The organism is Plantactinospora sp. GCM10030261, assembly GCF_042666615.1.
In the GTDB taxonomy this organism is placed as follows: Bacteria; Actinomycetota; Actinomycetes; order Mycobacteriales; family Micromonosporaceae; genus KBS50.
The window spans coordinates 41,385-64,050 of the sequence record NZ_JBHTDD010000009.1 but is presented as its reverse complement, the minus strand read 5'-3'; the positions used below and the strand labels follow the sequence as shown (position 1 = coordinate 64,050).

The following is a 22,666-nucleotide window of genomic DNA, read 5'->3' as shown; positions in this document are numbered from 1 at the left end:
TCCCCGGCGCGCCGCCGGACCCGGCCATGTCGTCACGGCGGGCGACGCGCGTGTTACCAGTACGGTAGCGGGACGGTTGTGACCGGCGCGATCCCTTCGGGCTGTTGATCATCGATTGGCTGCCCGGACACCGCCTCCGGAGTGACACCAGCCGGAGCGTCCAGCGAGGTGACAGGCCATGCGGCCGCTCAGACCGTTCCCGACCCACCACGCCGTTCGGTACGCCGCGGCGAACCGAACGGGCTCCCCCATCACTCGGACCGCAGCGCGACCACCGGATCGAGCCGCCCGGCCCGCTGTGCCGGGACCACCCCGAACACGATGCCGACCGCGGCCGAAACCCCGAAAGCGAGCGCCAACGACCACCAGGTGATCGCGGCGGGAACGGGTGAAACCACGTCCACAAGCAACGCGGCGCCGACCCCGAGACCCAAACCGATGCCGCCGCCGAGCGAGGTGAGCAACACGGCCTCCAGCAGGAACTGCACACCGATGTCCCGCGGTCGGGCGCCGACGGCCTTACGCAGCCCGATCTCCCGGGTCCGCTCCCGCACCGAAACCAGCATGATGTTGGAGACCCCCACCCCGCCCACCAGCAGCGAGATGCCCGCGATCGCCGCGAGTACGCCGGTGAGCAGGCCGAGGATGTCGCCGAGTACGCCGAGAATCTGCTGCTGAGTCACCGCGCTGAACTCGGTCTCCGGGTGTCTGCGGGACAACTCGGCGACGATCCGGTCGCCCAACTCCGAGATCTCCTCCCGGTCCGGCGCCTTGACCGCGATGCCGTCCACCCGTTGAGTGCCGTAGAGCCGGTGCGCGGCCGTCACCGGAATGTGCACCTCTTTGTCCCGATCCACCCCCAGGCTCTGGCCGAGCGGAGCGAAAACGCCGATCACCCGGAAACGCACCCCGGCGATGGTGACCTGCCGCCCGATCGGATCCCGCTCGCCGAACAGCGTCTGCGACACCGACGACCCGAGCACCACCACCCGCCGCGCGGTGTCCACATCCGTGCCCGTCAGGTAACTGCCCCGGCCAACCGAGCGGACGAACACCCGGGGCGTGGTCTCCAGCACGCCCTGGACGGTCGTGAAGGTCGACGCGTTGCCGGCCCGGACGGTCTCACCGGAGGTGACCGTGACGGCTACCCGGCCCGGGTCGCCCACCACCCGGGACACCGCGTCGACGTCGGCGAGTGACAGTCGGGACACGGCCGGTGCCGAGCCGAAGTCGATCCGGCCGGGCACCACCACGAGCAGGTTGGAGCCCAGCCCTTCGACCTGCCGTTCCACCTCGCGCTTGGCACCGGTCCCGATCGCGACCAGCACCACCACCGCCGCCACGCCGATGATCACGCCCAGCATGGTGAGCCCGCTGCGCAGCCGGTTGGCGCGTAGGGCGCTCACCGCCACCCGCCACGCCTCGGCCATCCTCATCGTCCACCGTCCCCCACGGCGGCCTCATCCGCCCGGCTCCCCGAGCCACCCGCCCCGGTTTCGGCCGCCCCGCTCTTGGGGCCGCGCTGGTCGATGATCACACCGTCCCGCATGGTGATCTGCCGGCGGGCCCGGGCCGCCACCTCACGATCGTGGGTGACCAGCACCACCGCGACGCCTGAGCTGGCGTTCAACTCCTCCAGCAGGGCGAGCACCGACTCTCCGGTCGCGCTGTCCAGGTTTCCCGTCGGCTCATCGGCCAGCAGCACGGTGGGATCCGTGACCAGGGCCCTGGCGATCGCCACCCGCTGCTGCTCACCGCCGGAAAGCTGGTTCGGTCGGTGGTCCAGCCGGTGACCCAGACCCACCCGGCCCAGCATGGCGGCCGCGCGGGCCCGCCGCTGCCGGGCCGCCATCCCCCGGTAGACCAGGGGCAGCGCGACGTTGTCCACGGCCGACGTGCGCGGCAGCAGGTGGAACGCCTGGAAGACGAAGCCGATTGTGGTGTTGCGCAGCGCGGCGAGGTCAGCCGGGCCAAGGCCAGCAACGTCCCGGCCGCCGATGACCAACCGACCACCGGTCGGTTGGTCCAGCCCACCAAGCAGGTGCATGAGGGTGGACTTGCCAGAGCCCGACGGCCCGACGACAGCCAGATAGTCACCCGGCGGGATGGTCAGCGACACCCCGCGCAGGGCCGGCACCGACACGCCGTCCAGCCGATAGGTCCGGCTGACATCGACCGCCTCGACCGCCGCTCGCAAAACCGGCTCACCCAAGTTGTTGCCCCGAGCGCACCCGGTCGGTACCCCCGACCACGATCCGCTGTCCCGGTGCCAGCCCATCGACGATCTGCACCAGGTCGGTGCCCTGCACGCCGACCGTCACCGCGACCCGTTCGGCCCGGCCGTCCCGTACCGCCCAGACGGCACTGCCCCCGTCGGCCGCGAAGACGGCCGCGGCCGGCACGGCGACCGCCTGGCCGGCCTCCCGGACCCGCAGATGCACGACGGCGTTCATCCCCGGCCGCGGAGTCGGGGCGGCGCCACCCTCCGCCGTGCCCGCGGACAGCGTGAGACGGGCCCGGTACGCCACACCGCCGCCGGCCGAGTTGGTCGGCAGCACGTCGACCGAGCTGACCCGGGCCGGATAACTGGCGCCGGTGACCGCGTCGAACTCGGCGGTGGCCGGCACGCCGGGCTTGACCAGCAACACGTCGGTCTCGTCGATCTCGGCTACCAGTCCCAGTTCGCTGACATCCACGATGGTGAGCACCGGCGTGCCGACGGAGACCACACCACCCACAGGCACCGCCGCATCCACCCCGGGGAGTGGCCCCGAAACGGGCCCGGGCAGGCCGGGCAGCGCACCGGCGCCGCCGGGTCCGCTCCCCGCCGCGCCGAGCAGCCCCGACAGGTCGGTTCCCGAGCCCTCGGTGGCGCCACCGCCGTACTGCACGACACCGGCGATCGGCGCCCGCAGCGTGAGCGCGTCGACGGCGGCCTTCGCCAGGTCGTACGCCTGCTGTGCCTGTAGCCGCTGGGCGGCCGACAGCGAGCCGACGGCGGAGTTGAGCCCGGCGATCCCGCGTTCCACCGAGCGCAGCGACGCACCGGCGGCCTCGGTGGCGACCCGGTACTGCGTCTCCGCCGCCTGGACCTGGGCGAGCAGCGCCGCGCGCACCCGAGGGTCGGCGATCTGGTCGGCGGTCTGTCGAGCCGTGCCGAACGCTTTCGCGGCCGCGCGGTCGGTGTCGCGCTGGATCCGCCGCAGGTCGCTGCCGCCACGGCCGGCGGATGGCCGGGTGGCCCTGGCCGCCGACAGCGCCCGCTCGGCCTGCCTGAGCCGGTCCCGGGTGGCTGGCGAGTCGACGACGGCCACCACCTGACCGACTCGCACCGTGTCACCGGGGCGGACCCGCAGCGCCGCGAGCGTGCCCTCGGCCGGTGCGGTGAGCGTGGCAGCGGACCGTGCCGTCACCCGGGCCGGCGCGTCAACCACCTCGGCCACGTCCGTGCGGGTCGCGTCGCCCAAGGGGATCGGCTCGGCCTCGTCACCACACGCGGCCGCGGTCGATCCGGTAAGGACGGCGACGGCGGTGAGCAGGACCAGCAGTCGGGGTCGACGACGCACACCGCCCATGCTACGAGGCACGCGCGTCCGGCAAGGTCCTCCTCAGCCTGCCATGCCACGCAGGTACGCGACACAGTCCGCCTCGATGGGCGCCCAAGCCCCACCGAACACCTGTCGGGCCGCGTCGTCGAGGCTCCGCCCGCGATGCACCACCGCCGCGAAGAAGTCCAGCACGGACCGCTCACCGAACCGGTCCACCAGGTGCCGGACGGCCAGGTAACCGATCCCGTAGCTGCCCGACACCTGCCAGTCGGCGGCGTCGTCGGTCGGCTCCAGGTCACCGAGCCGACCGTCCCAGTCGGGCCCGACCAGCCGGCGGACGTCCGGCAGGCCGGGATACCGGCTCGGCGCGCGACCGTTCGCCGCGGCGTGCTCGGCGACGCCCTCGATGAGCCACCAACTCTCCGTGCCCACCCGATCCCGATCCGGTAACGACGCGGCATGCGACATCTCGTGCCGCAGTAGCGCATCCACATCGGATCGTTGATCGGCGAGTTCGGCCGCGTTGAGCACCACCTCGTGGTACCCGCCGCCGATCGCCAACGCGTAACCGGCAGTCCACGTGGGTAGCTGGCCGCCATACCAACGATCCCATTCGTCCTTGCCCGCGTAGAAGATCCGATACCGGTCCGGCGGGGTTCCGTCGACCGCATACCGGTCGGCTACGAGCGCCGCCCGCTCCGCGCGGGCGAGGAGGTCGGGCAGGCGCCCACGCAGGGCGGGCGTGGTGGCCACGAGGGTGCGCTCGCCGCTGACCGCGATCAGGTCACTGACCTGCCATGGACGCGGCCCTTTCGCACCGGCCACCACAGGCTCGACGGCTACCAGCCGAGGTTCCGGACTGTTGTCCAACCAGCGCGTGAGCATCGGGACCGGGCTCGGCGCACAGTTCGGCACGGCGAAACAATGCTGGTACGTCACGAGCAGCCGCCACTGCCGCGGACTGTCTGGCACCGGCGTCGGATCCTCGCCCACCTCGGCCCGCCAGACCGCCACGCCGAGCGCCCGCAGCGCCCCGTACTGCCGCTTCAGCGTTCCGGCCGCCGGACCCTCGGGGTCGGCGATCGACAGGAAGCCGGCCTGATCGCCGCGAAGCAGCGCCGCCGACTGCCGGTCCAGCAGTTCGGGCAGCCGATCGCGCAGCCAGGCGGCGGTGGCCGCGGGTGGATCACCCGGTCGCGGGCTCGGGGCCGGCTGATCATCGCTGGTGCCTGCCGCCCGGCCGGTCAGCCGGTCGGCGAAGGCCACGGTGAGACCGATCGGGGTAGCGCACAACAGCAGCAGGGCGGCCAGGCCGAGGATGAGCCAGCGCCGTCGAAGGCTGGCGCGCGCCGCCGGAGGTGACGGCGGATCTGTGGGTACGCCGGGAGGCGCCGGATGGGGCGGATACGGCGGACCGGCAGTGGGCGCGGTCGGCGCGGTCGATTGCGGCGACTGCTTCGGCCCTTCGGTCACCGCCGGAGAGTACGGCTCACCAACCGGGTCCGTCCACGGCGGACCTCCAAGGTCAACTTTAGGTACGGGATGTAGCGACGGGTTGACCTCAGGCAAACGTCAGCTTTTAGCTTGCCCTGGTGATGACAACTCCACACCTGCGACTGGCCCGACCCACCCGCGATCTGGCCGCCGCCGAACTGTTCTGGGTGGACGGGCTCGGCCTCGACGTACTCTGGCGCGGTGCCGGCACCGAACCCGGCGAACACGACCTGACCATGGTCGGCTGGCGGGACGCGCAATGGCACCTGGAACTGGTCGGTGGCCCGCACCTCGCCGTCACGCCCAGCCCGACCAAGGAAGACCTGTTCGTGCTCTATCTCGACAGCCCGGTCGACGATGCGCTCGTGCGGCGGTTGGAGCAGTGCGGCGGCACCCGGGTCTCCGGCGGACCGTACTGGGACCGCTGGGGTGTCACAATTGCCGACCCGGACGGCTACCGGCTTGTGTTGAGCACCCGAGCCTGGGCCAACACCTGACGATCCCGGGTGCGGGAGGCGTTCGGCGAGCAATGTGCCATTGCACGGCGAGCTGGCCCGGCTGGTGGCCGGGCTGCCGCACACCCGGGGACCGAAGGCGCTGGCTTGAACCCGTGCCCGAGGGCCGGCGCCTGCGTGGTCTGTCCTACTTCCGGGAGGCCATCGCGCGGGCGAAAAAGGCCAGGTTGGCGGGGCGCTCCGCGAGCCGACGCATCAGGTAGCCGTACCACTGGTCGCCGTACGGAACATAGACCCGCACGGTGTGCCCCTCGCCGGCCAGCCGGGTCTGCTCGTCCGGCCGGATGCCGTACAGCATCTGGAACTCGAACTGGTCGGGCGTCCGGTCGTACCACCGGGCCCGGTCCTGCCCGATCGCGATCAGTCGGGGGTCGTGGGTGGCCAGCATCGGATAGCCGCTGCCGGCCATCAGCACGTTCATGCAGCGGACGTACGACTTGTCCACGTCAACCGTCGACTGGTACGCCACCGACTCGGGCTCCTTGTATGCGCCCTTGCACAGTCGAACCCGGGAGCCAGGGCCGGAGAGCTCCCGGCAGTCCGACTCGGTGCGACGCAGGTACGCCTGCAGCACGGCACCGGTGTCCGGGTAGTCGTTGCGCAGCTTGGCCAGGATGTCGAGGGTCGAGTCGGTGGTGGTGTGGTCCTCCATGTCCAGGGTGACCGTGGTGCCGACCTCCGCCGCCTTGGCACAGATGAGTCGGGCGTTCTCGTACGCCAACTGCTCGTCGATGGCCTGCCCGACCGCCGACAGCTTGACGCTGACCTCGGCGGACGCGGTGAGACCGGCGGCACCGAGGCCGGCGAGCAGGCGCAGGTACGCCTCGCGTACGGCGGTCGCCTGCTCCGCCTTGACGGTGTCCTCGCCCAGGTGGTCGAGGGTTACGGTGAGCCCGGCGTCGACGAGTTCGCGGGTGGCGCGCAGCGCGTCGTCCGAGGTGGTGCCGGCGACGAACCGGCGCACGAGGTCCCGGGTGACGGGAGCCGTCGCGACGAGCCGCTCAACCCCGGATGACCGGGAGGCGGCGAGGATGACCGATCGGAGCATGGGCTGAGCGTAACTCGCGCCCCCGGCCGCGGTCCGGCCAGCGGTGACGGGCCTGCCGCGACCCAGGACAACCCGGGCCGGGGTGTCCGGTCCGCCGATCCCCGCCAAGAACCCCACCCCGTCGAAAGAGCCGAGACGCCCGGTTGTCGTTTACCTTTGTCGGGTGAACTTCGACGCGTACGCCCGGACCGGGGTTGACCTTGTCAATGCCCGCCTGGACGACCTCGACGGCCTCCGGGCCATGTTCGGCGAAGACTGTGTCTGGATGCGCGACGAGGTGGCCGAACGGGATCTGGCGACCTTCCGGCGTGCCCAGAAACGGCTCCGCGACGTGTTCGAGTACGGCACCTCCGGACGGGACGCCGAGGCCGTCGCCGAGCTGAACGCGCTGCTGGAGGCGTTCCCGGTGCAGCCGCGCATCTCCGGTCACGACTCCAGCGACTGGCACATGCACGTCACCAGCAGGGGCGCCTCGGTCAGCTCCGAATACCTCGCCGGTGCCGTTTGGGGCCTTTCGGTCTGGCTGTGCGAATACGGCAGTTCCCGATTCGGCGTCTGCGCCGACGAGCGGTGCGGCAACGTCTACCTGGACACGTCGTCGAACTGCTGCCGGCGGTTCTGCTCGGAGCGGTGTGCCACCCGTTCGCACGTGGCCGCGCACCGGGCCCGCAAACGTGCCGCCGTGGGCGAGCAACCGGCACCGCTGACCCCGGTCGGCTAGCCGGTGTCCATGGACGTTCGCGGGTTCGGCCACCGCGACCACCACCGTCACCCCACGAGACATCACACACGGTATACAACAGGGAGCCACCGACCGTTATCACGTTCCGCAACCAGCCCCGCGCCGGCCAGGGACCCGTGTACATCCTCCGGTCGAGTGCGAGGCGGAGTCCAGGCGACTCGGCCCATGGGCGGGGACGTCACGGTGGCGCTGGCGCCGGGGACCTCCGGCACGGTGGAGGGGTTCAGTGCGCCACCGGGCTCGGCGTACTGAGGTGCTGGCGGGCGAACTCCAGCGACGCCCGCAGATCCGCCTCCCGATCCGCCCGGCTCCGGGCGCCGCGCGTGGCCACTTCGACCGCCACCGCCCCGGTGAAGCCGCGGCCAGCCAACGACGACAGAAGCTCCGCGCACGGTTGGCCACCCCGGCCGGGCACCAGGTGCTCGTCCCGGCCCTCCCCGGTGCCGTCGCCCAGGTGCACGTGGGTGAGGTTGGCCCCCATCTGGTCGGCCATCGTCAGGGCGTCGCTGTGGGCGGCCGCGCAGTGCGACAGATCCAGCGTGTACGCGTCGTAGCCGGCCTCCGTCGGGTCCCAGCCCGGGACGTACGGGACGAACTGGCGGCCCGCCATCCGAACCGGATACATGTTCTCGACCGCGAACCGCAGGCCGGTGTGCTCGCCGGCCAGTCGACCGACCCCATCAGCGAAGCCCCGGGCATAGTCACGCTGCCAGGTGAACGGTGGGTGGACCACCACGGTGGGCGCCTCCAGCGTCTCGGCCAGCACCGCCGCCCGGCGGAGCCGCTCCCACGGGTCGGAACTCCACACCCGCTGCGTCACCAGCAGACAGGGCGCGTGCACGGACAACACCGGCACGCCGTAGTGCTCGGACAGGCCGCGCAACGCGCCCGCGTCCTGGCTCACCGCGTCGGTCCAGACCATCACCTCGACGCCGTCATAGCCGAGGCGGGCCGCCATTTCGAAGGCCGCCGCGGTGGGCTCCGGGAACACCGACGAGCTGGACAACAGGACCGGGACTCGGGAAGTCACGTCCTTCAGGGTAGCCCGGCACCGCTCAGGTCACCCGGCGCGCCAGCCAGGGCGGGACGGCGGTCGGCTCGGCGGCGAGGTCAGCGAGCGTCGATCTGGTCCAGTCGGCGCAGGATGACGCCCTCGCGCAGCGCCCATGGGCAGATGTCCACCGATTCGACGTCCAGTCGGCGCATGGTGGCCTCCGCCACTATCGCCCCGGCGAGAAGCTGGTGTGCCCGGCCGGCACTGACCCCGTCCACCTCGGCCAGCTTGCTCGGTGAGATGTGCCGGATGAAACCGATGACCTGACGCAGACCGGTCCGGGTGAGCGACCGGGGCACCCACAGCCCGGCTCCCACCGGGGGTGCCCCTGCCAGCCGGGCGAGCGTCCGGAACGTCTTGGAGGTGGCGACCGGCCGTTCCCAGCCGATCCGGGTCATCTTCGTCACGACGGGGTCGAGCGTCTCGTCGACGTACCCGCCGAGGTCGTCCAGGACGGCGGCGGTCGGCGGTTCGGTGTCCGCCGGATCGATCTTCAGCCGGTCTCGGGTCAGCCGGCCGGCGCCCAGTGGCACCGAGAGGGCGACGTCGGGAAGCTCGTCGATCCCGGCGGCGACCTCCAGCGACCCGCCGCCGATGTCCAGCACCAGGAGCCGCCCGGCGGACCAGCCGAACCAGCGGCGGACGGCGAGGAACGTGAGCCGGGCCTCATCGGCACCGGGCAACACCTGGAGGTCCACTCCGGTGTCCCGGCGTACCCGCGCGAGCACCTGGGGCGCGTTTGTCGCGTCGCGTACCGCCGAGGTCGCGAACGCGAGCAGGTCGTCCGTGCCGAGCGCGGTAGCCGACGCCTGGGCGTTGGCCACGGCGGTGACCAGCGCGTCCTCGCCGGCGGAGGTGAGCGCGCCGTCGTGACCGATCTGCTCGGCCAGCCGCAGCATCGACTTCTCCGAATGGGCCGGCCACGGATGGGCGCCCCGGTGGGCGTCCACCACCAGCAGATGAACGGTGTTGGAGCCCACGTCGAGCACGCCGAGTCGCATGGCCACGACCCTAAGGGCTGGCTCCGGCTTCCACTACCGGGCCGCGCCGAGCCTGGACCGACCTGCGGACCCGAGCGGGTTGACCGGCGGTTTCCGGCAACCGGCGTACGCTGACCGGGTGGCAGCCCGCACCAAACTCCGCATCCTTGTCGACGACTCGACGGACCCGCGCAGCCGGGAGGTCGAGCTGGACTTCCCCCGAGAGTGGGTGGAGTTCCTCGACCCGGCGGACGACGAGCATCTGATCCGGGCCGATCTGACCTGGCTGCTGTCCCGGTGGACGTGCATCTTCGGCAAGGGCTGTCACGGGATCATCGAGGGTCGCGCCGCCGACGGCTGCTGCTCACACGGTGCTTTCTTCACCGACGACGATGACGAGAAGCGGGTACGCTCCGCCGCCCGGCGACTCACCCCGCAGACCTGGCAGCACCACCGGCGCGGCTTCCGCAACTACACCGAGATGGATTCGGTGGACGGGTCGAACCCGGCCCGACGGACGGCGACCCAGGGCGAGGAGGGTCCGTGCGTCTTCCTCAACGATCCGGACTTCCCGGGGGGCGGCGGGTGCGCGCTGCACGCGCAGGCGCTTCGCGACGGCGTTCATCCGCTGGAGTACAAGCCGGACGTCTGCTGGCAGTTGCCGGTCCGTCGGGACCAGGAGTGGAGCAAGCGCCCGGATGGGACGAAGGTGCTGGTCTCCACCCTCGCCGAGTTCGACCGCCGGGGTTGGGGCGCCGGCGGGCATGACCTGCACTGGTGGTGCACCTCGTCGCCGGACGCGCACGTCGGCGGCGAGCCGATGTACCTGTCGTACGGTCCGGAGCTGACCGCGCTGATCGGCGAGACGGCGTACGCCCGGCTGGCCGAGCTGTGCGCAGCCCGTGCCCGGCGTGGCCTCATCGCCGCGCACCCGGCCGGTCGGCTGACCGGATCAACCGGCGACCGCCCCGGGTGATGGCGGCCGGCGCCTACGGCTCGAACTTGTAGCCCAGGCCGCGCACCGTGACGATGTGCCGCGGCGCGGAGGGCTCCGGCTCAACCTTGGACCGCAGCCGCTTGACGTGCACGTCGAGCGTCTTGGTGTCACCCACGTAGTCCGCACCCCACACCCGGTCGATCAGCTGGCCGCGGGTCAGCACCCGACCGGCGTTGCGGAGCAGCAGTTCGAGCAGTTCGAACTCCTTGAGCGGCAGCTGCACGGCGGATCCGGCCACCGTCACCGTGTGTCGCTCGATGTCCATCCGGACCGGACCGGCGCTGAGGGTGGCGGCCGGATCCTCGACCGTCTCGGTCGACTGCCGACGCAGCACGGCCCGGATCCGCGCCACCAGTTCGCGGGGCGAGTACGGCTTGGTGACGTAGTCGTCGGCCCCGATCTCCAGCCCGACCACCTTGTCGATCTCGCTGTCCCGGGCGGTGACCATGATGATGGGGACCCGGGACCGCTGGCGGAGCTGCCGGCACACCTCGGTGCCGGACATCTCGGGCAGCATCAGGTCCAGCAGCACGATGTCCGCGCCGGTCCGGTCGAACTCGGTGAGGGCGTCGGTGCCGGTCGCGGCGAGCGACACCTCGAATCCCTCCTTGCGGAGCATGTAGGACAGGGCGTCGGAGAACGACTCCTCGTCCTCGACGACGAGCACGCGGGCCACTGCGGTGTTCCTTTCTCTGTCCGGCCTAGCGGAACGCGGCCGGACCGGTCTCGATCGGGGCGGTGGGTGGCGGCAGGAACGCGTCGGGTGGCTGGGCGGGTAACCGCAGGGTGAAGGTGGATCCCCCACCGAGGGTGCTCGACACCTCGACCCGACCGCCGTGGTTGGTCGCGATGTGTTTCACGATCGCCAGTCCCAGGCCGGTGCCGCCGGTCGCCCGGGAGCGGGCCTGGTCCGCGCGATAGAACCGTTCGAAGACCCGGTTGACGTCGTCCGGGGCGATGCCGATGCCCTGATCGGTCACCGCGATGGTGACATGGTCGTCGTCGGCCTCGGTGGCCACCGTCACCCGGGTGTCCTCCGCCGAGTACGCGATCGCGTTCTCCACGAGATTCGTCACGGCGGTCGCGACCTGGCTGTCGCTGCCGTACACGGTGAGGTTCTGCCGGCCCTCGACGGCGATCTCGATCCGGCGGGCGGCGGCTGTCGTCCTGGTCCGGTCCACCACCTCCGCGAGCACCCAGTCGACGGCGACCGGCGTTGGCTCGGGGAGTGGTTCGGCGCCCTGCAGCCGGGTCAGTTCCAGCAGTTCGTTTACCAGTCGGCCGAGCCGGGTGGACTCGCTCTGGATCCGCTCCGCGAAGCGCCGCGCGGCCGCGATGTCCTCGGTACCCCGGTCCGGCGGCGCTGGTTGGTCAACCGGCTCTGCCGTCGCGGTGGCGTCCAGCAGCGCCTCGGCCAGCAACTGCAGGGCCCCGATCGGAGTCTTCAGCTCGTGGCTGACATTCGCCACGAAGTCCCGCCGGACCCGGGCCACCCGGTGGGATTCGGTCACATCCGCCGCCTCGACGGCCACGCAGTCGCTGCCGATGCCCATGGCCCGCAGGTGCACTCCCAGCGGGTCGGCGGCGCCGCCATTGCGGGGCAGGTCAAGTTCCACCTCGCGACGCACCCCGGTGCGACGGACCTGCCCGGCGAGGGTCCGGACGAGCGGATGAGGAGCCATGGTGCCGGGTTCGGGGCCGGTCCGCAGCAGCCCCATGGCCCGGGCGGCGGGGTTGATCAACAGCGGGACGCCCTCGGGATCCAGCACCACCACGCCGACCCGGAGCGAGTCCACCGCACGCTGGCACAGTCCCGGCAGTCCAGGCGGTTCCGACAGTTCACCGGCCGGTCTGGTCGAGGTCCGGGGGTCCGCAAGCACCCCAGAGGCGCCGTCGGCCGTCCGGTACGCCGTCGACGGTCCGTCGCCGCGCCCGTCCCCGGCCGGTTCCGGGCGACCGACCCCGGTTGCCCGGGACCCGGCGGCCTGAGCGGATCGGTCGGCACACCAACGACGCCATGCGCCGGCAAGCGGCGGCGCGGCCAGCAGCCCGGCGACCAGCCCGCCGGCGATCCCGGCTACGACCTCCCACTCCACGTGGCGATCGTAGGGTCATCGCCGACGCACCGACCACACAATATGGGACAGATCCGGCATGGATCCGGGAATGTTTACCTTCCGGCCCGCTCCCGTTCATTCCCGTTCAGTTACGGGTCCTTGTTGCGACCTAGCGTGGGACGTGCCATTGAACGGCCCGGTGGCCGGGCCGGCGCACGCAGCAGACAGGACGTGACCATGCGCGACGAGTTCCGGGCCGATCTACAGACCGTCAGCCAGCTCCTGGTGGACCTTGCCGAAGACGCGCGCGCCGCGATGCGGGAGGCCACGAAGGCCCTGTTGACGGCCGACCGGGCGGCGGCCGAGAACGTCATCGCCGGAGACGCCGAACTCGACCAGACGTACCGGCAGGTGGAGGAACGGGTCTGCGACCTGCTCGCCCGGCAGGCGCCGGTGGCCTCGGACCTCCGCGCGATGATCACCGCCTTGCATGTCGCGGCCGACCTGGAGCGGATGGGCGATCTCGCCGATCACGTCGCCAAGACCGCCCTACGCCGCCACCCCTCCCCGGCCGTGCCGGCCGAGCTGCGCGGCGTCTTCACCGACATGGCTGAGGTCGCCGATCGGATGGCCGGCAAGATCGCTACGGTGCTCGCCAAGCCGGACGTGGATCTGGCCGCCGAACTGGAGCGGGACGACGACGCCATGGACGACCTGCACCGGAGCCTCTTCGCGGTGCTGTTGCGCGACGACTGGCCGTACGGGGTCGAGACAGCGATCGACGCGACCCTCCTGGGGCGCTTCTACGAACGGTTCGCCGACCATTCGGTGAACGCCGGCGAGCACGTCATCTACCTGATAACCGGAGAAGCCGCGACCGGATGACCGTCTCCCGGCCGGCCCGACACCGGCGTTGGCAGAGGCCCCTCCCCTCGCGAAAGTGGCGGGAAGGGGCCTCCTCGCACAGTCAGCGGCCCTGGTTGGCGACCGCCGCGGCGGCCTCCTTGGCAGCTTGGGGGTCGAGGTAGGTGCCACCGGTGGTCAGTGGCCGCAGCCCGGGATCGAGGTCGTAGCGCAGCGGGATGCCGGTCGGGATGTTGAGCTTCGCGATCGCCTCGTCGGAGACCTGGTCGAGATGCTTGACCAGCGCCCGCAGTGAGTTGCCGTGCGCGGCCACCAGCACGGTACGGCCGGCCAGGATGTCCGGCACGATCGAGTCGTACCAGTAGGGCAGCATCCGCTCCACGACGTCCTTGAGGCATTCGGTACGCGGCATCAGTTCCGGTGGCAGCAGCGCGTATCGCGGGTCACCTGCCTGGGACCACTCGTCGTTGTCGTCGATCGGCGGCGGCGGGGTGTCGTACGACCGCCGCCAGAGCATGAACTGGTCCTCGCCGTACTCCTCCAGGGTCCGCTTCTTGTCCTTACCCTGCAACGCTCCGTAGTGCCGCTCGTTGAGTCGCCAGGAGCGGCGCACGGCGATCCAGTGCCGTTCGGCGGCGTCAAGGGAAAGTTCGGCGGTGCGGATGGCCCGCCGCAGCAGGCTGGTGTGCACGACGTCGGGCAGCAAGCTGTGCTCCCGCATCAACTCCCCGCCGCGGCGGGCCTCGGCCTCGCCGTTGGCGGTCAGGTCGACGTCCACCCAGCCGGTGAACAGGTTCTTGGCGTTCCAGTCGCTCTGGCCGTGCCGCAACAGGATCAGGGTGCCGATGGTGGCTCCCTCACTCGCCACGGACACGTCGTCCGACGCACTCCTCGCACTCGCAGTCATGGGGTCATCCTGCCGGACCGGTGCCGTCCTGTCCTGACGGACCGGCTGGTCGGCGGCATCACCGGGGTGACCACCACCACGTCGGAAAGCGGATGACCCGGGACGCCGACCGGGACTAGGTTCAGTAAGGCCCATAGAGCAACACGGGCATTACGCGGGGGAAGCCGGGGGAGTATGCGGACGATGCGTGGCTGGTTGACGGACGCGGCCGGCGGCCTCCCGTCACGGTTCTGGTACCTCTGGACCGGCACATTGATCAACCGCCTGGGCGGATTCGTCCTGATCTTTCTCGCCATCTATCTGACAAGCGTCCGGAACTTCTCCCCGATCCAGGCCGGTATGGTCATCGGCCTGTGGGGGTTGGGCGGCGCGGCGGGCACCATGCTCGGCGGCACACTTACCGACCGCTGGGGCCGGCGCCCCACCCTGTTCGCCGGTCAACTCGGTGCCGCCGCCATGATGCTGGCCCTCGGGTTCGCCGAGGAACTGTGGACGGTGGCGGCGGGGGCGCTGCTGCTCGGCCTGTTCGCCGAGGGTGTCCGGCCGGCGTTCGGCGCCATGATGATCGATGTGGTGCCGGAGCGGGACCGGCTCCGGGCGTTCTCGCTGAACTACTGGGCGCTGAACCTGGGCTTCGCCTGTGCCGCGATCCTCGCCGGCCTCGCCGCCGAGCTGAGCTACCTGCTGCTGTTCGCGGTGGACGCGGCCACCACCCTCGTCACGGCTTTGATCATCTTTGTGAAGGTGGGCGAGACCCGTCCGGGTGGGACCGGCCGGACGAAGGTCGGCGGCTCCGCTCGGGGCGTCCCGGGCGGCCTGCGTACCGTCCTGTCCGACCGGGTCTTCCTGGGCTTCGTGGGGTTGAACCTGCTGGTGGCGTGGGTCTTCCTACAGCACATCTCGATGCTGCCGATCACGATGGCCGACGATGGTCTGTCGCCCGCGACCTACGGCTGGATCATCGCGCTCAACGGCTTCCTGATCGTCGCCGGCCAGCTCTTCGTGCCGCGGCTGATCAAAGGGCGCGGCAGATCGAACGTGCTGGCCCTGGCCGCGGTAATCGTGGGCGTCGGCTTCGGACTTACCGCGTTCGCCGACGCCGCGTGGTTCTACGCGGTGACCGTGTTGATCTGGACGCTCGGCGAGATGCTCAATTCGCCGTCCAACTCGACGTTGATCGCGGAACTCTCCCCCGCGGCGTACCGGGGTCGCTACCAGGGGGTGTTCTCGTTGTCCTGGCAACTCGCCGGGGCCAGTGCGCCGGTGCTCGGCGGCCTGGTCCGGGAACAGTTGGGCAACTCCGCGCTCTGGCTGGGTTGCGCCGCCGTCGGACTGTTGGTGGCCGTCGCCCAGGTGCTCTCCGGTCCGGCCCGGGAACGGCAGGCGGCGGCGCTACGCCTGGCGCAGCCCCCGGCCCAGCCGGTGGTGGTCGTCGACCCACCGGCTCCGGAGGCGGCCGAGGCGGCGGCGACGGCGCCGACGGCGGTCGCCGCGGAGCCGTCGGTCGGCTCCGTTCCGGAGAACGAGTCTCTGGTACGCAGCGGGTCATCCGCCACCGGAACGTCCCGGTGAGCACATGATCGAGACGTCGGTGAACCCGCGATCGACACGAAATGCGGGATGCGGGATGCGGGATGTCGCGGGGTTGAGGAGTCCGCTGGCCCGCGACATCCCGCATCTCGTGTGACGAACACCCGGAGAATAGGGCCCGGCGGCGGCGGGCGACTCTCACCCCCGTAAGCGTCGCCCGCTCGCACCGCCGGCCATCAGGTGACCCGTGCCGTCCCCCAACGGCGAGGTGTCACCTTCACGGCACCCTGCTCGGTTCTGATCGAACTACGGCTCCCCCGAACCGTTTCGAGCTTGGCGCCCTCAATAACGCTAGAGGTCAGGGGATTACCCCACAACCCGCCGGCCATGTCTCGCGGGTCACACCCACTTTCGCGACCGGCACTGCCAGCGCCATGCGGTTCACAACCGGTCGATGCCGGTCAGCATTCCCTCCGGCACAACCTCGATCATCCGTCTTCGCGGAGTGGCGATTCCGTACGGAAGAAGTTGCTCTGCCCGCCACCAGAGCGTTCCTCCTGGTAAATGAAGTTGAGCTGGCGCCCGTCGAAGGTCGAGAACCACTCGTCCCAGCTGATCGGCTTGATCCGGCCGCCCTCCCGGTAACCGGGCAGGTCGAACGTGAGCACCCCGGCACGGCCGTCATGCTCGGTCCCCTCGATGGTGGCCGGCGTGGCCTGCCGCTCCCGGGCCCAGTTCTGGATCACCTCGTGGCTGGTGGTGACCAGGCTCCGGCCCGCGCGATCCGGCTCGTCGCTCGGCGATGCGATCCGCTGGGCATAGTTGATCGACCGGGACATCGCGTCACCCTCCCGGATGCCCGCCTCCCCGATCGTGGCCGCGCCGACCGGCGGCTTCGCCGTCGTCGAGGGCTTCGCGGTGGCGCCGGCCTTCGCCGCGCCGGTCCGCTTCGTGGCGGAGGTGGCCCGCTTCGTCGCGGTGGACTTCGCCGCCGTGGTCCGCTTGGCCGGAGCCGCGGTCCTCCTGGTCCCCGTCGTCGACTTCCGCGCCGTGGACTTCCGCGCCGTGGACTTCTTCGCCGCCGTCGACTTCCGCGCCGTGGACTTCCTGGCGGCCGTGGACTTCTTCGCCGCCGTCCTCTTCGTCGGGGCCGTCGTCTTCTTCGCGGCCGTGGACTTCCTGGCCGCCGTGGACCTCTTCGCCGCCGTCGACTTCCGCGCCGCGGACTTCCTGGCCGCCGTGGACTTCTTCGCCGCCGTCCTCTTCGTCGGGGTCGTCGTCTTCTTGGCTGCGGTCCGCTTCGTGGCCGGAGCGCGTTTCGCGGCGGATGTGCGCGTCGCGGTGGTCGTGCGCCGCCCCGCGCTCGCGCGCTTGGTGGCCAACGTGCGCTTCGTGGCGGTCGTCCGCTTCGTGGCCGGCGTCCGCTTCGCCGCCGACGTGCGCTTCGCCGCCGAGGTCCGCTTGGCAGCGGTCGTCCGCTTTGTGCTGGTGCCCGGCCGCCTCGCCCCCGGCTTGGCCCTGGCCATCCCACGGCTGGCTGGCGCCGTCCGGCCCCCCGCCTGACCAGCACGACCCGACCGCATGCTCTTCACCAGCGTGTCGACCAGGTCATCCTTGCGCATCGCGGATATGCCGGTCACGCCCCGCCTCCGTAGCCGGGCACGGATGTTGTCGGCGCTCAGCCGGGCGATATCCGCCCGACTGGTGCCAGCCGACCCGCTCGTTCGCTTCTTGGCCGCGGCGCTGCCACCGCCGGCCGATCTGCTCCGCTGAGCCATGAGAACTCCCGCTTCCTCGACAGGTCTCCCTCGGCTGCCGACGCGTCCCTCCCGCGCGGCGCCCGGCCGCGGTTACCCGTCAGGACCGGTCTGAACCCGTTGCGGGGCGATCCGATGTCGACGGGCCGTCCCCGCCCGAGGGTCCGGAGGCGGCACCGCCGGCGCTCGACGGCTCGAAGAGGTGGGCAAACGCCCGCAGATTGGCCAGCGACTCACCTCGCTTGACACGCCATTCCCACTCCCGGCGGATGGCGGTGCCGAACCCGATCTCCAACATCGTGTCGAACGACTCGTCGGCGTACGTGAGCACCGAGCCGAGCAGCCGGTCCAGTTCCTCGTCGGTCACCCCGGCCAGACCGACCCGCCCGGTCAGGTAGATGTCGCCGACGGCGTCGATGGAGAACGCCACCCCGTACATCCGGGCGTTGCGCTGCAGCAGCCAGGCCCACAACTCCTCGCGACGCTCGTCGGGCTGGCGCATCACGAACGCCTCCACCCGCAGCGCGTGCTCGCCGACGATCAGGTTGCAGATCGTCTTCAGCTTGTGCGTACCAGGCAGCGTCACCGCGTACGAGAGTTCGCCGGTGGGCTCGCAGGGAAGTTCACGCTCGGCGCACACCCGCTCGATGCGGCCGGCGATCGCGCCGCGTACGGAATCGTCGGTGGTGGTCATCCGGTCACCATGCCACGCGGACAGGCCCGGCACGCGGACGGGACCGGCGGGTCAGCCGGTACGCGGGCCCCGCCGTCAGCAGGAACCCAGCGCGGCGGCCTCACCCGCGAGGCGACGCCTCATCCGTGCCCGGTGCTCGGCCACCGCCTCCCGGTAGACGGCGAGCAACCCGGTCGCCGTCCGCGACCAGGAGAAGTTGCTGGCGTGCACCGCGGCGCCCCGACCCAGCCGCTGCCGGTGCGCCGTCGCCGGCAGCAGGTCGGCCAACACGCGCGCCCAGTCCTCCGGGTCGTGTCCGTCGACGAGACGCCCGCTGACCCCGTCCCGGACCGCGGTGACGAGACCGCCGACCGCGGCGGCGACCACCGGCGTACCGCACGCCTGCGCCTCCAGCGCCACCAGCCCGAACGATTCGTTGTGCGACGGGACCGCCACCAGATCGGCGGCCCGGTAGAGGGCCGGCAGCTCGTCCCCCACCCGTGGGGGGAGGAAGCGGACCAGGTCGGCGACCCCGAGCGACACCGCCAGCTCGATGAGCGACGTCGGCCGGTCCAGGCCGCTGCCGCTGGGGCCGCCAGAGATCACCACGGTCAGTTGGTCGGCCAGTCGAGGATCGCGGTCGCGCAGCGCGGCCGCCGCGCGGACCAGGACGTCGGGGGCTTTGAGCGGCTGGATCCGGCCGACGAACGCGACGATGTACCCGCCCGGGGGCAGGCCGAGCCGGCGGCGAGCGGCGGCCCTCGCCTCGGCCTCGGCACCAGCGGCCGGCGGCCGGAACCGATCCAGGTCCACGCCGGGTTCCACCACCTTCACCAGTCGCGGGTTCGCCGCGTACCGGTCGATCAGGTCCTCGGCCTCGAACCGGGTGTTGGCCACCAGCCGATCGGCCTCGGCCACCAGTTGCTCCTCGCCGATCACCCTGGCGTTCGGTTCCGGCCGGTCGCCGCGGGCGAGCCGGGCGTTCTTGACCTTGGCGAGCGTGTGCGCCGTGTGCGCCAGCGGGACCCCCCAGCGCTCCTTGGCCAGCCAACCCACGTGCCCGGACAGCCAGTAGTGCGAGTGGATGAGGTCGTAATAGCCCGGCGGGCGAGCTGCCTCGGTACGCAGGACGCCGGTCGTGAAGGCACACAACTGGGCCGGCAGCTCCTCTTTGGAGAGACCTTCGAACGGGCCCGCGACCACGTGCCGGACCTCCACTCCGGGGGCCAGTTCGACCTGCGGCGGCAGATCGCTCGCGGTGGCCCGGGTGAAGATGTCCACCGCCACGCCAGCCTCCGCGAGCCGCTTGGCCACCTCGACGATGTAAACGTTCATCCCACCCGCGTCGCCGGTACCGGGCTGGTCCAGGGGCGACGTGTGAACCGACAGGGTCGCGATGCGGCGTGGAGGGGGCCACGGTCGACCGGACCGGCAGATCGTCCCGGCGTGCGTGTGTGTCACATCCGCTCCTTCGCGTCGCGGTCGTTCCCGACCCGCGCCGACCGCGCACCCATGGTCAACCGTCCCGCGTCCCGTCATCTTCCCGATCGCCGCCGGTCCATGCGCACCGGCAGCTCGCCGGGGTGACCGAACTCATCTGGACCGGCTCGCCCGCTGGTGAAGAATAGGCCGATGACTCCCGTCGCGATCATCACCGGAGCCTCCAGCGGAATCGGGGCGGCCACCGCCCGACGGCTGGCCTCCGAGGGCTTCCACGTCATCGCCGCGGCGCGCCGCGCCGATCGCCTCACCGACCTCGTCAAGGAGATCACCGCCGCGGGCGGCACCGCCACCGCCGTACCCTGCGACATCACCTCTGACGAGTCCGTGGCGAATCTCGCGGCCACCGTACGCGACCTGTCCGATCCGGTGACCCTGCTGGTCAACAACGCCGGCGGCGCCCGCGGCATGGACCCGGTCGAGCGCGGCTCGGTGGCAGACTGGCGCTGGATGTACGAGGTAAACGTGCTCGGCACGTTGCGCGTCACCCAGGCCCTGCTGCCCGAGCTGGAGGCCTCCGGGACCGGCACGGTGATCGTGCTGAGTTCGACCGCCGGCCTCATCGCGTACGAGGGTGGCGGCGGTTACGTGGCCGCCAAGCACGGACAGACCGCGCTTGCCGAGACGCTCCGCCTTGAGCTGTGCGGCCGACCGGTCCGGGTGGTGGAGATCGACCCGGGCCTGGTGAAGACCGAGGAGTTCGGGCTCGTCCGCTTCGGGGGTGACGCCGAGAAGGCGGGAGCCGCCTACCGGGGGGTGCCGAACCCCCTGGTCGCCGAGGACGTCGCGGACTGCATCGCGTGGTGCGCCACCCGGCCGCACCACGTCAACGTCGACCGGCTGGTCGTACGGCCGCTGGCCCAGGCCGCCCAGCACAAGGTGCACCGCATCGGCTGAGGAACGGCCATTCGGCGCGGCCGGGAACGGGAAAGGACGGTCGACTGACGAATGTGTATGTGAGAAAGGGTTTGCCATCAGCGCCCGCAGACCGCCGCGCCGCACGTCGGGCACCCCCGACCGGCCATTGGGTACGCCGACCCGGGGCACCACGAACCCGAACCGGCTGCGGCGGGTGGACAACTGGATCGCGTACCGCTGCGCCGAACCGCTCCGGGCCGCGGCCGTGCCGCTCGTGATCGACCTCGGCTACGGGGCCACCCCCGTGACGACGATGGAGCTGCGCGCCCGGCTGGCGGCGGCGGTGCGGCCGGACGTCCAGGTGGTCGGTCTGGAGATCGATCCGGCCCGGGTGGCCGCGGCCGAGCCGGCCGCGGACCCGCCCGGCCTGCGCTTCGCCCGCGGTGGCTTCGAACTGGCCGGTCTGCGTCCGGTGGTGGTCCGGGCGCTCAACGTCCTCCGGCAGTACGACGAGTCCGCGGTGGTCGACGCGTGGCGAACGATGACCGACAACCTCGCGCCGGGCGGGCTGCTGATCGAGGGCACCTGTGACGAGTTGGGCCGGATCGGCTGCTGGGTGCTGCTGGACGGCATCGGCCCCCAGTCGCTCACGCTGGCCGCCCGGCTCGCCACCCTGGACACGCCCGGCACCCTGGCCGAACGGCTACCCAAGGCGCTGATCCACCACAACGTGCCCGGCACCCGCATCCATGCCCTGCTCCGGGCGCTCGACGACGGTTGGCGGGCCGCCGCCCCGTACGCCACCTTCGGTCCCCGGCAGCGCTGGGTACGCGCGGTGGGCGCGGTCCGGGAGGCCGGGTGGCCGGTGCTGGACCGGCCCGGCCGCTGGCGGCACGGGGAGCTGACCGTGGCCTGGGCCGCCGTCGCGCCATAGCACCGGCGGAGGCCGGCTGGCCCGGCCACGCCCGCCCTGTCGCCGCCTCTCCCGGCTACAACTCGCAGTTGACCATGATCGGTTCGGGGTTCAGGGTGACGCCGAACCGGTCCCGCACGCCCGACCGGATCTCCCGGGCCAGGGCGAGCAGCGACGCGGTGGCCACCGCGTCGCGGTTGGTCAGGGCCAGGGTGTGCTTGGACGAGATGGCCACCCCGTCCGGGCCGGGATATCCCTTGCCGAAGCCGGCCCGCTCGATCAGCCAGGCCGCGCTCACCTTGACCACTCCGCTGGCGCCCGGCCACGAGGTGGGTTCGCCCAGGCCGGCGGCCGCCGTCCGCTGACGCAGCCGCTCGTACGCTCCGGCGTCGAGCACCGGGTTCATGAAGAACGAACCGACCGACCGGGTGTCGGGATCGGCCGGGTCCAGCACCATGCCCTTACCGGCCCGGAGCGCGAGCACCGCGGCTCGGGCGTCGGCCAGCGGTACCCGGTCACCGACCGACACGCCGAGGGTCCGAGCCAGCTCCGCGTACCGGATCGGGGCCGACAGGGGCGAGCGGGTCAGCGTGAAATCGACGGCGAGCAGCACCCAGCGGTCGCTGTGCCGGAACACGCTGGACCGGTACGCGAAGCCGCACTCGGCGGCGGACATCCGCACCACCTCGCCGGCCACCCGGTCGTACGCCTCGACCAGGTGGATGGTCTCGGCGACCTCCTGGCCGTACGCCCCGACGTTCTGGATCGGGGTGGCGCCACACGAGCCGGGGATTCCGGAGAGGCACTCACAACCAGACAGGCCGTCGGAGACCGTACGGGCGACGAAGTCGTCCCACGGCTCGCCCGCCTCGGCCCGGAGGGTGACCGTGTCGGACGTCTCGGCGATCGTCCGGGTGCCGCGAGAGCGTACGAGCACCACGGTGCCCGGAAAGCCACCGTCCCCGATCACCATGTTGCTGCCGCCGGCGAGCACGAGGATCGGCTCGTCGCGCAGCTCGGCTTGGCGTACGCTTTGTACTATTTCATCGGTAGATGTCGCCGTAACCAGCCGTCGGGGCGGGCCTCCGAGTCGCAGCGTCGTGTACTTCGCGAGCGACTCCCGCGTGTCGGCGTCTGCGGCGGGGGTCGGTTGGGCACTAACGTCTCGCACGCCCTTCACCCTAGGCTGGAGGACAGCCTCGCCACCCATTGGTAGCCAGGTCGTCCGG

22 protein-coding genes are annotated in these 22,666 nt (G+C 71.5%); 8 read left to right on the top strand and 14 right to left on the bottom strand.

Features of this window, described 5'->3' with window-relative positions; genetic code table 11:
• Nucleotides 1-251: 251 nt before the first annotated feature.
• The 4 genes from ACFQUZ_RS13285 to ACFQUZ_RS13270 are packed head-to-tail and all read right to left on the bottom strand — an operon-like array spanning nucleotide 252 to nucleotide 5,021.
• A complete protein-coding gene (locus ACFQUZ_RS13285; RefSeq protein ID WP_377441750.1) occupies nucleotides 252-1,436 on the bottom strand; it encodes an ABC transporter permease in 1,185 nt (394 codons plus the stop codon).
• Nucleotides 1,433-2,212 (bottom strand): ABC transporter ATP-binding protein, encoded by a 780-nt coding sequence (locus ACFQUZ_RS13280; protein ID WP_377441747.1) that lies wholly within the window; start codon nucleotides 2,210-2,212, stop codon nucleotides 1,433-1,435. The genes ACFQUZ_RS13285 and ACFQUZ_RS13280 overlap by 4 nt, the downstream gene beginning before the upstream one ends.
• Entirely contained in the window at nucleotides 2,205-3,575 is a 1,371-nt protein-coding gene (locus ACFQUZ_RS13275) for an efflux RND transporter periplasmic adaptor subunit (RefSeq protein WP_377442000.1), read from the bottom strand. The genes ACFQUZ_RS13280 and ACFQUZ_RS13275 overlap by 8 nt, the downstream gene beginning before the upstream one ends.
• Before the next feature lie 33 nt (nucleotides 3,576-3,608).
• The gene (locus ACFQUZ_RS13270; RefSeq protein WP_377441745.1) at nucleotides 3,609-5,021 is read right to left on the bottom strand and encodes a hypothetical protein; all 1,413 of its coding nucleotides are present in this window, start codon (nucleotides 5,019-5,021) and stop codon (nucleotides 3,609-3,611) included.
• 122 nt (nucleotides 5,022-5,143) lie between these two features.
• Here ACFQUZ_RS13270 and ACFQUZ_RS13265 point away from each other — a divergent pair, with 122 nt between their 5' ends.
• On the top strand, nucleotides 5,144-5,539 hold the full coding sequence (locus ACFQUZ_RS13265) for a VOC family protein (RefSeq protein WP_377441743.1): 396 nt from the start codon (nucleotides 5,144-5,146) through the stop codon (nucleotides 5,537-5,539).
• A gap of 145 nt (nucleotides 5,540-5,684) precedes the next feature.
• On the opposite strand, the gene ACFQUZ_RS13260 is transcribed toward ACFQUZ_RS13265, so the two are convergent.
• Nucleotides 5,685-6,605 (bottom strand): proline dehydrogenase family protein, encoded by a 921-nt coding sequence (locus ACFQUZ_RS13260; RefSeq protein WP_377441741.1) that lies wholly within the window; start codon nucleotides 6,603-6,605, stop codon nucleotides 5,685-5,687.
• A 163-nt stretch (nucleotides 6,606-6,768) separates the two neighbouring features.
• Here ACFQUZ_RS13260 and ACFQUZ_RS13255 point away from each other — a divergent pair, with 163 nt between their 5' ends.
• Nucleotides 6,769-7,326: a CGNR zinc finger domain-containing protein gene (locus tag ACFQUZ_RS13255; protein WP_377441739.1), complete on the top strand. Its 558-nt coding sequence runs from the start codon at nucleotides 6,769-6,771 to the stop codon at nucleotides 7,324-7,326.
• A gap of 244 nt (nucleotides 7,327-7,570) precedes the next feature.
• On the opposite strand, the gene ACFQUZ_RS13250 is transcribed toward ACFQUZ_RS13255, so the two are convergent.
• Nucleotides 7,571-8,377: a sugar phosphate isomerase/epimerase family protein gene (locus ACFQUZ_RS13250; RefSeq protein WP_377441736.1), complete on the bottom strand. Its 807-nt coding sequence runs from the start codon at nucleotides 8,375-8,377 to the stop codon at nucleotides 7,571-7,573.
• Between the two features lie 80 nt (nucleotides 8,378-8,457).
• On the bottom strand, nucleotides 8,458-9,402 hold the full coding sequence (locus tag ACFQUZ_RS13245) for a Ppx/GppA phosphatase family protein (RefSeq protein ID WP_377441734.1): 945 nt from the start codon (nucleotides 9,400-9,402) through the stop codon (nucleotides 8,458-8,460).
• A gap of 142 nt (nucleotides 9,403-9,544) precedes the next feature.
• On the opposite strand from ACFQUZ_RS13245, the gene ACFQUZ_RS13240 reads away from it, so the two are divergent.
• Nucleotides 9,545-10,357, top strand: a complete 813-nt coding sequence (locus ACFQUZ_RS13240; RefSeq protein ID WP_377441998.1) for a hypothetical protein — start codon at nucleotides 9,545-9,547, stop codon at nucleotides 10,355-10,357.
• A gap of 13 nt (nucleotides 10,358-10,370) precedes the next feature.
• Here ACFQUZ_RS13240 and ACFQUZ_RS13235 read toward each other — a convergent pair whose 3' ends face one another.
• Together ACFQUZ_RS13235 and ACFQUZ_RS13230 are read right to left on the bottom strand one after the other, a co-directional pair.
• Nucleotides 10,371-11,054, bottom strand: a complete 684-nt coding sequence (locus ACFQUZ_RS13235; RefSeq protein WP_377441730.1) for a response regulator — start codon at nucleotides 11,052-11,054, stop codon at nucleotides 10,371-10,373.
• A 25-nt stretch (nucleotides 11,055-11,079) separates the two neighbouring features.
• Nucleotides 11,080-12,258: a sensor histidine kinase gene (locus ACFQUZ_RS13230; protein ID WP_377441996.1), complete on the bottom strand. Its 1,179-nt coding sequence runs from the start codon at nucleotides 12,256-12,258 to the stop codon at nucleotides 11,080-11,082.
• 414 nt (nucleotides 12,259-12,672) lie between these two features.
• Here ACFQUZ_RS13230 and phoU point away from each other — a divergent pair, with 414 nt between their 5' ends.
• Entirely contained in the window at nucleotides 12,673-13,320 is a 648-nt protein-coding gene (phoU, locus tag ACFQUZ_RS13225) for a phosphate signaling complex protein PhoU (protein ID WP_377441726.1), read from the top strand.
• 82 nt (nucleotides 13,321-13,402) lie between these two features.
• On the opposite strand, the gene ACFQUZ_RS13220 is transcribed toward phoU, so the two are convergent.
• A complete protein-coding gene (locus ACFQUZ_RS13220) occupies nucleotides 13,403-14,206 on the bottom strand; it encodes a phosphoglyceromutase (RefSeq protein WP_377441724.1) in 804 nt (267 codons plus the stop codon).
• A 174-nt stretch (nucleotides 14,207-14,380) separates the two neighbouring features.
• On the opposite strand from ACFQUZ_RS13220, the gene ACFQUZ_RS13215 reads away from it, so the two are divergent.
• Nucleotides 14,381-15,778 (top strand): MDR family MFS transporter, encoded by a 1,398-nt coding sequence (locus tag ACFQUZ_RS13215; RefSeq protein ID WP_377441722.1) that lies wholly within the window; start codon nucleotides 14,381-14,383, stop codon nucleotides 15,776-15,778.
• 446 nt (nucleotides 15,779-16,224) lie between these two features.
• Here ACFQUZ_RS13215 and ACFQUZ_RS13210 read toward each other — a convergent pair whose 3' ends face one another.
• On the bottom strand, nucleotides 16,225-16,575 hold the full coding sequence (locus ACFQUZ_RS13210; RefSeq protein ID WP_377441720.1) for a hypothetical protein: 351 nt from the start codon (nucleotides 16,573-16,575) through the stop codon (nucleotides 16,225-16,227).
• A gap of 16 nt (nucleotides 16,576-16,591) precedes the next feature.
• Here ACFQUZ_RS13210 and ACFQUZ_RS13205 point away from each other — a divergent pair, with 16 nt between their 5' ends.
• Nucleotides 16,592-17,299, top strand: a complete 708-nt coding sequence (locus tag ACFQUZ_RS13205; RefSeq protein WP_377441718.1) for a hypothetical protein — start codon at nucleotides 16,592-16,594, stop codon at nucleotides 17,297-17,299.
• Nucleotides 17,300-17,593: 294 nt separating this feature from the next.
• On the opposite strand, the gene ACFQUZ_RS13200 is transcribed toward ACFQUZ_RS13205, so the two are convergent.
• Together ACFQUZ_RS13200 and mshA are read right to left on the bottom strand one after the other, a co-directional pair.
• Entirely contained in the window at nucleotides 17,594-18,187 is a 594-nt protein-coding gene (locus ACFQUZ_RS13200; protein ID WP_377441716.1) for a YbjN domain-containing protein, read from the bottom strand.
• A gap of 75 nt (nucleotides 18,188-18,262) precedes the next feature.
• Nucleotides 18,263-19,705 carry a D-inositol-3-phosphate glycosyltransferase gene (gene mshA, locus ACFQUZ_RS13195; protein ID WP_377441714.1) on the bottom strand — a complete coding sequence of 481 codons (1,443 nt, stop codon included), beginning with the start codon at nucleotides 19,703-19,705 and terminating at the stop codon, nucleotides 18,263-18,265.
• Nucleotides 19,706-19,798: 93 nt separating this feature from the next.
• Here mshA and ACFQUZ_RS13190 point away from each other — a divergent pair, with 93 nt between their 5' ends.
• Both ACFQUZ_RS13190 and ACFQUZ_RS13185 read left to right on the top strand, forming a co-directional pair.
• The gene (locus ACFQUZ_RS13190; protein ID WP_377441712.1) at nucleotides 19,799-20,563 is read left to right on the top strand and encodes an SDR family oxidoreductase; all 765 of its coding nucleotides are present in this window, start codon (nucleotides 19,799-19,801) and stop codon (nucleotides 20,561-20,563) included.
• A gap of 127 nt (nucleotides 20,564-20,690) precedes the next feature.
• Nucleotides 20,691-21,458 (top strand): class I SAM-dependent methyltransferase, encoded by a 768-nt coding sequence (locus ACFQUZ_RS13185; RefSeq protein ID WP_377441710.1) that lies wholly within the window; start codon nucleotides 20,691-20,693, stop codon nucleotides 21,456-21,458.
• 55 nt (nucleotides 21,459-21,513) lie between these two features.
• On the opposite strand, the gene ACFQUZ_RS13180 is transcribed toward ACFQUZ_RS13185, so the two are convergent.
• Nucleotides 21,514-22,647 (bottom strand): UDP-N-acetylmuramate dehydrogenase, encoded by a 1,134-nt coding sequence (locus tag ACFQUZ_RS13180; RefSeq protein ID WP_377441708.1) that lies wholly within the window; start codon nucleotides 22,645-22,647, stop codon nucleotides 21,514-21,516.
• Nucleotides 22,648-22,666: the final 19 nt, after the last annotated feature.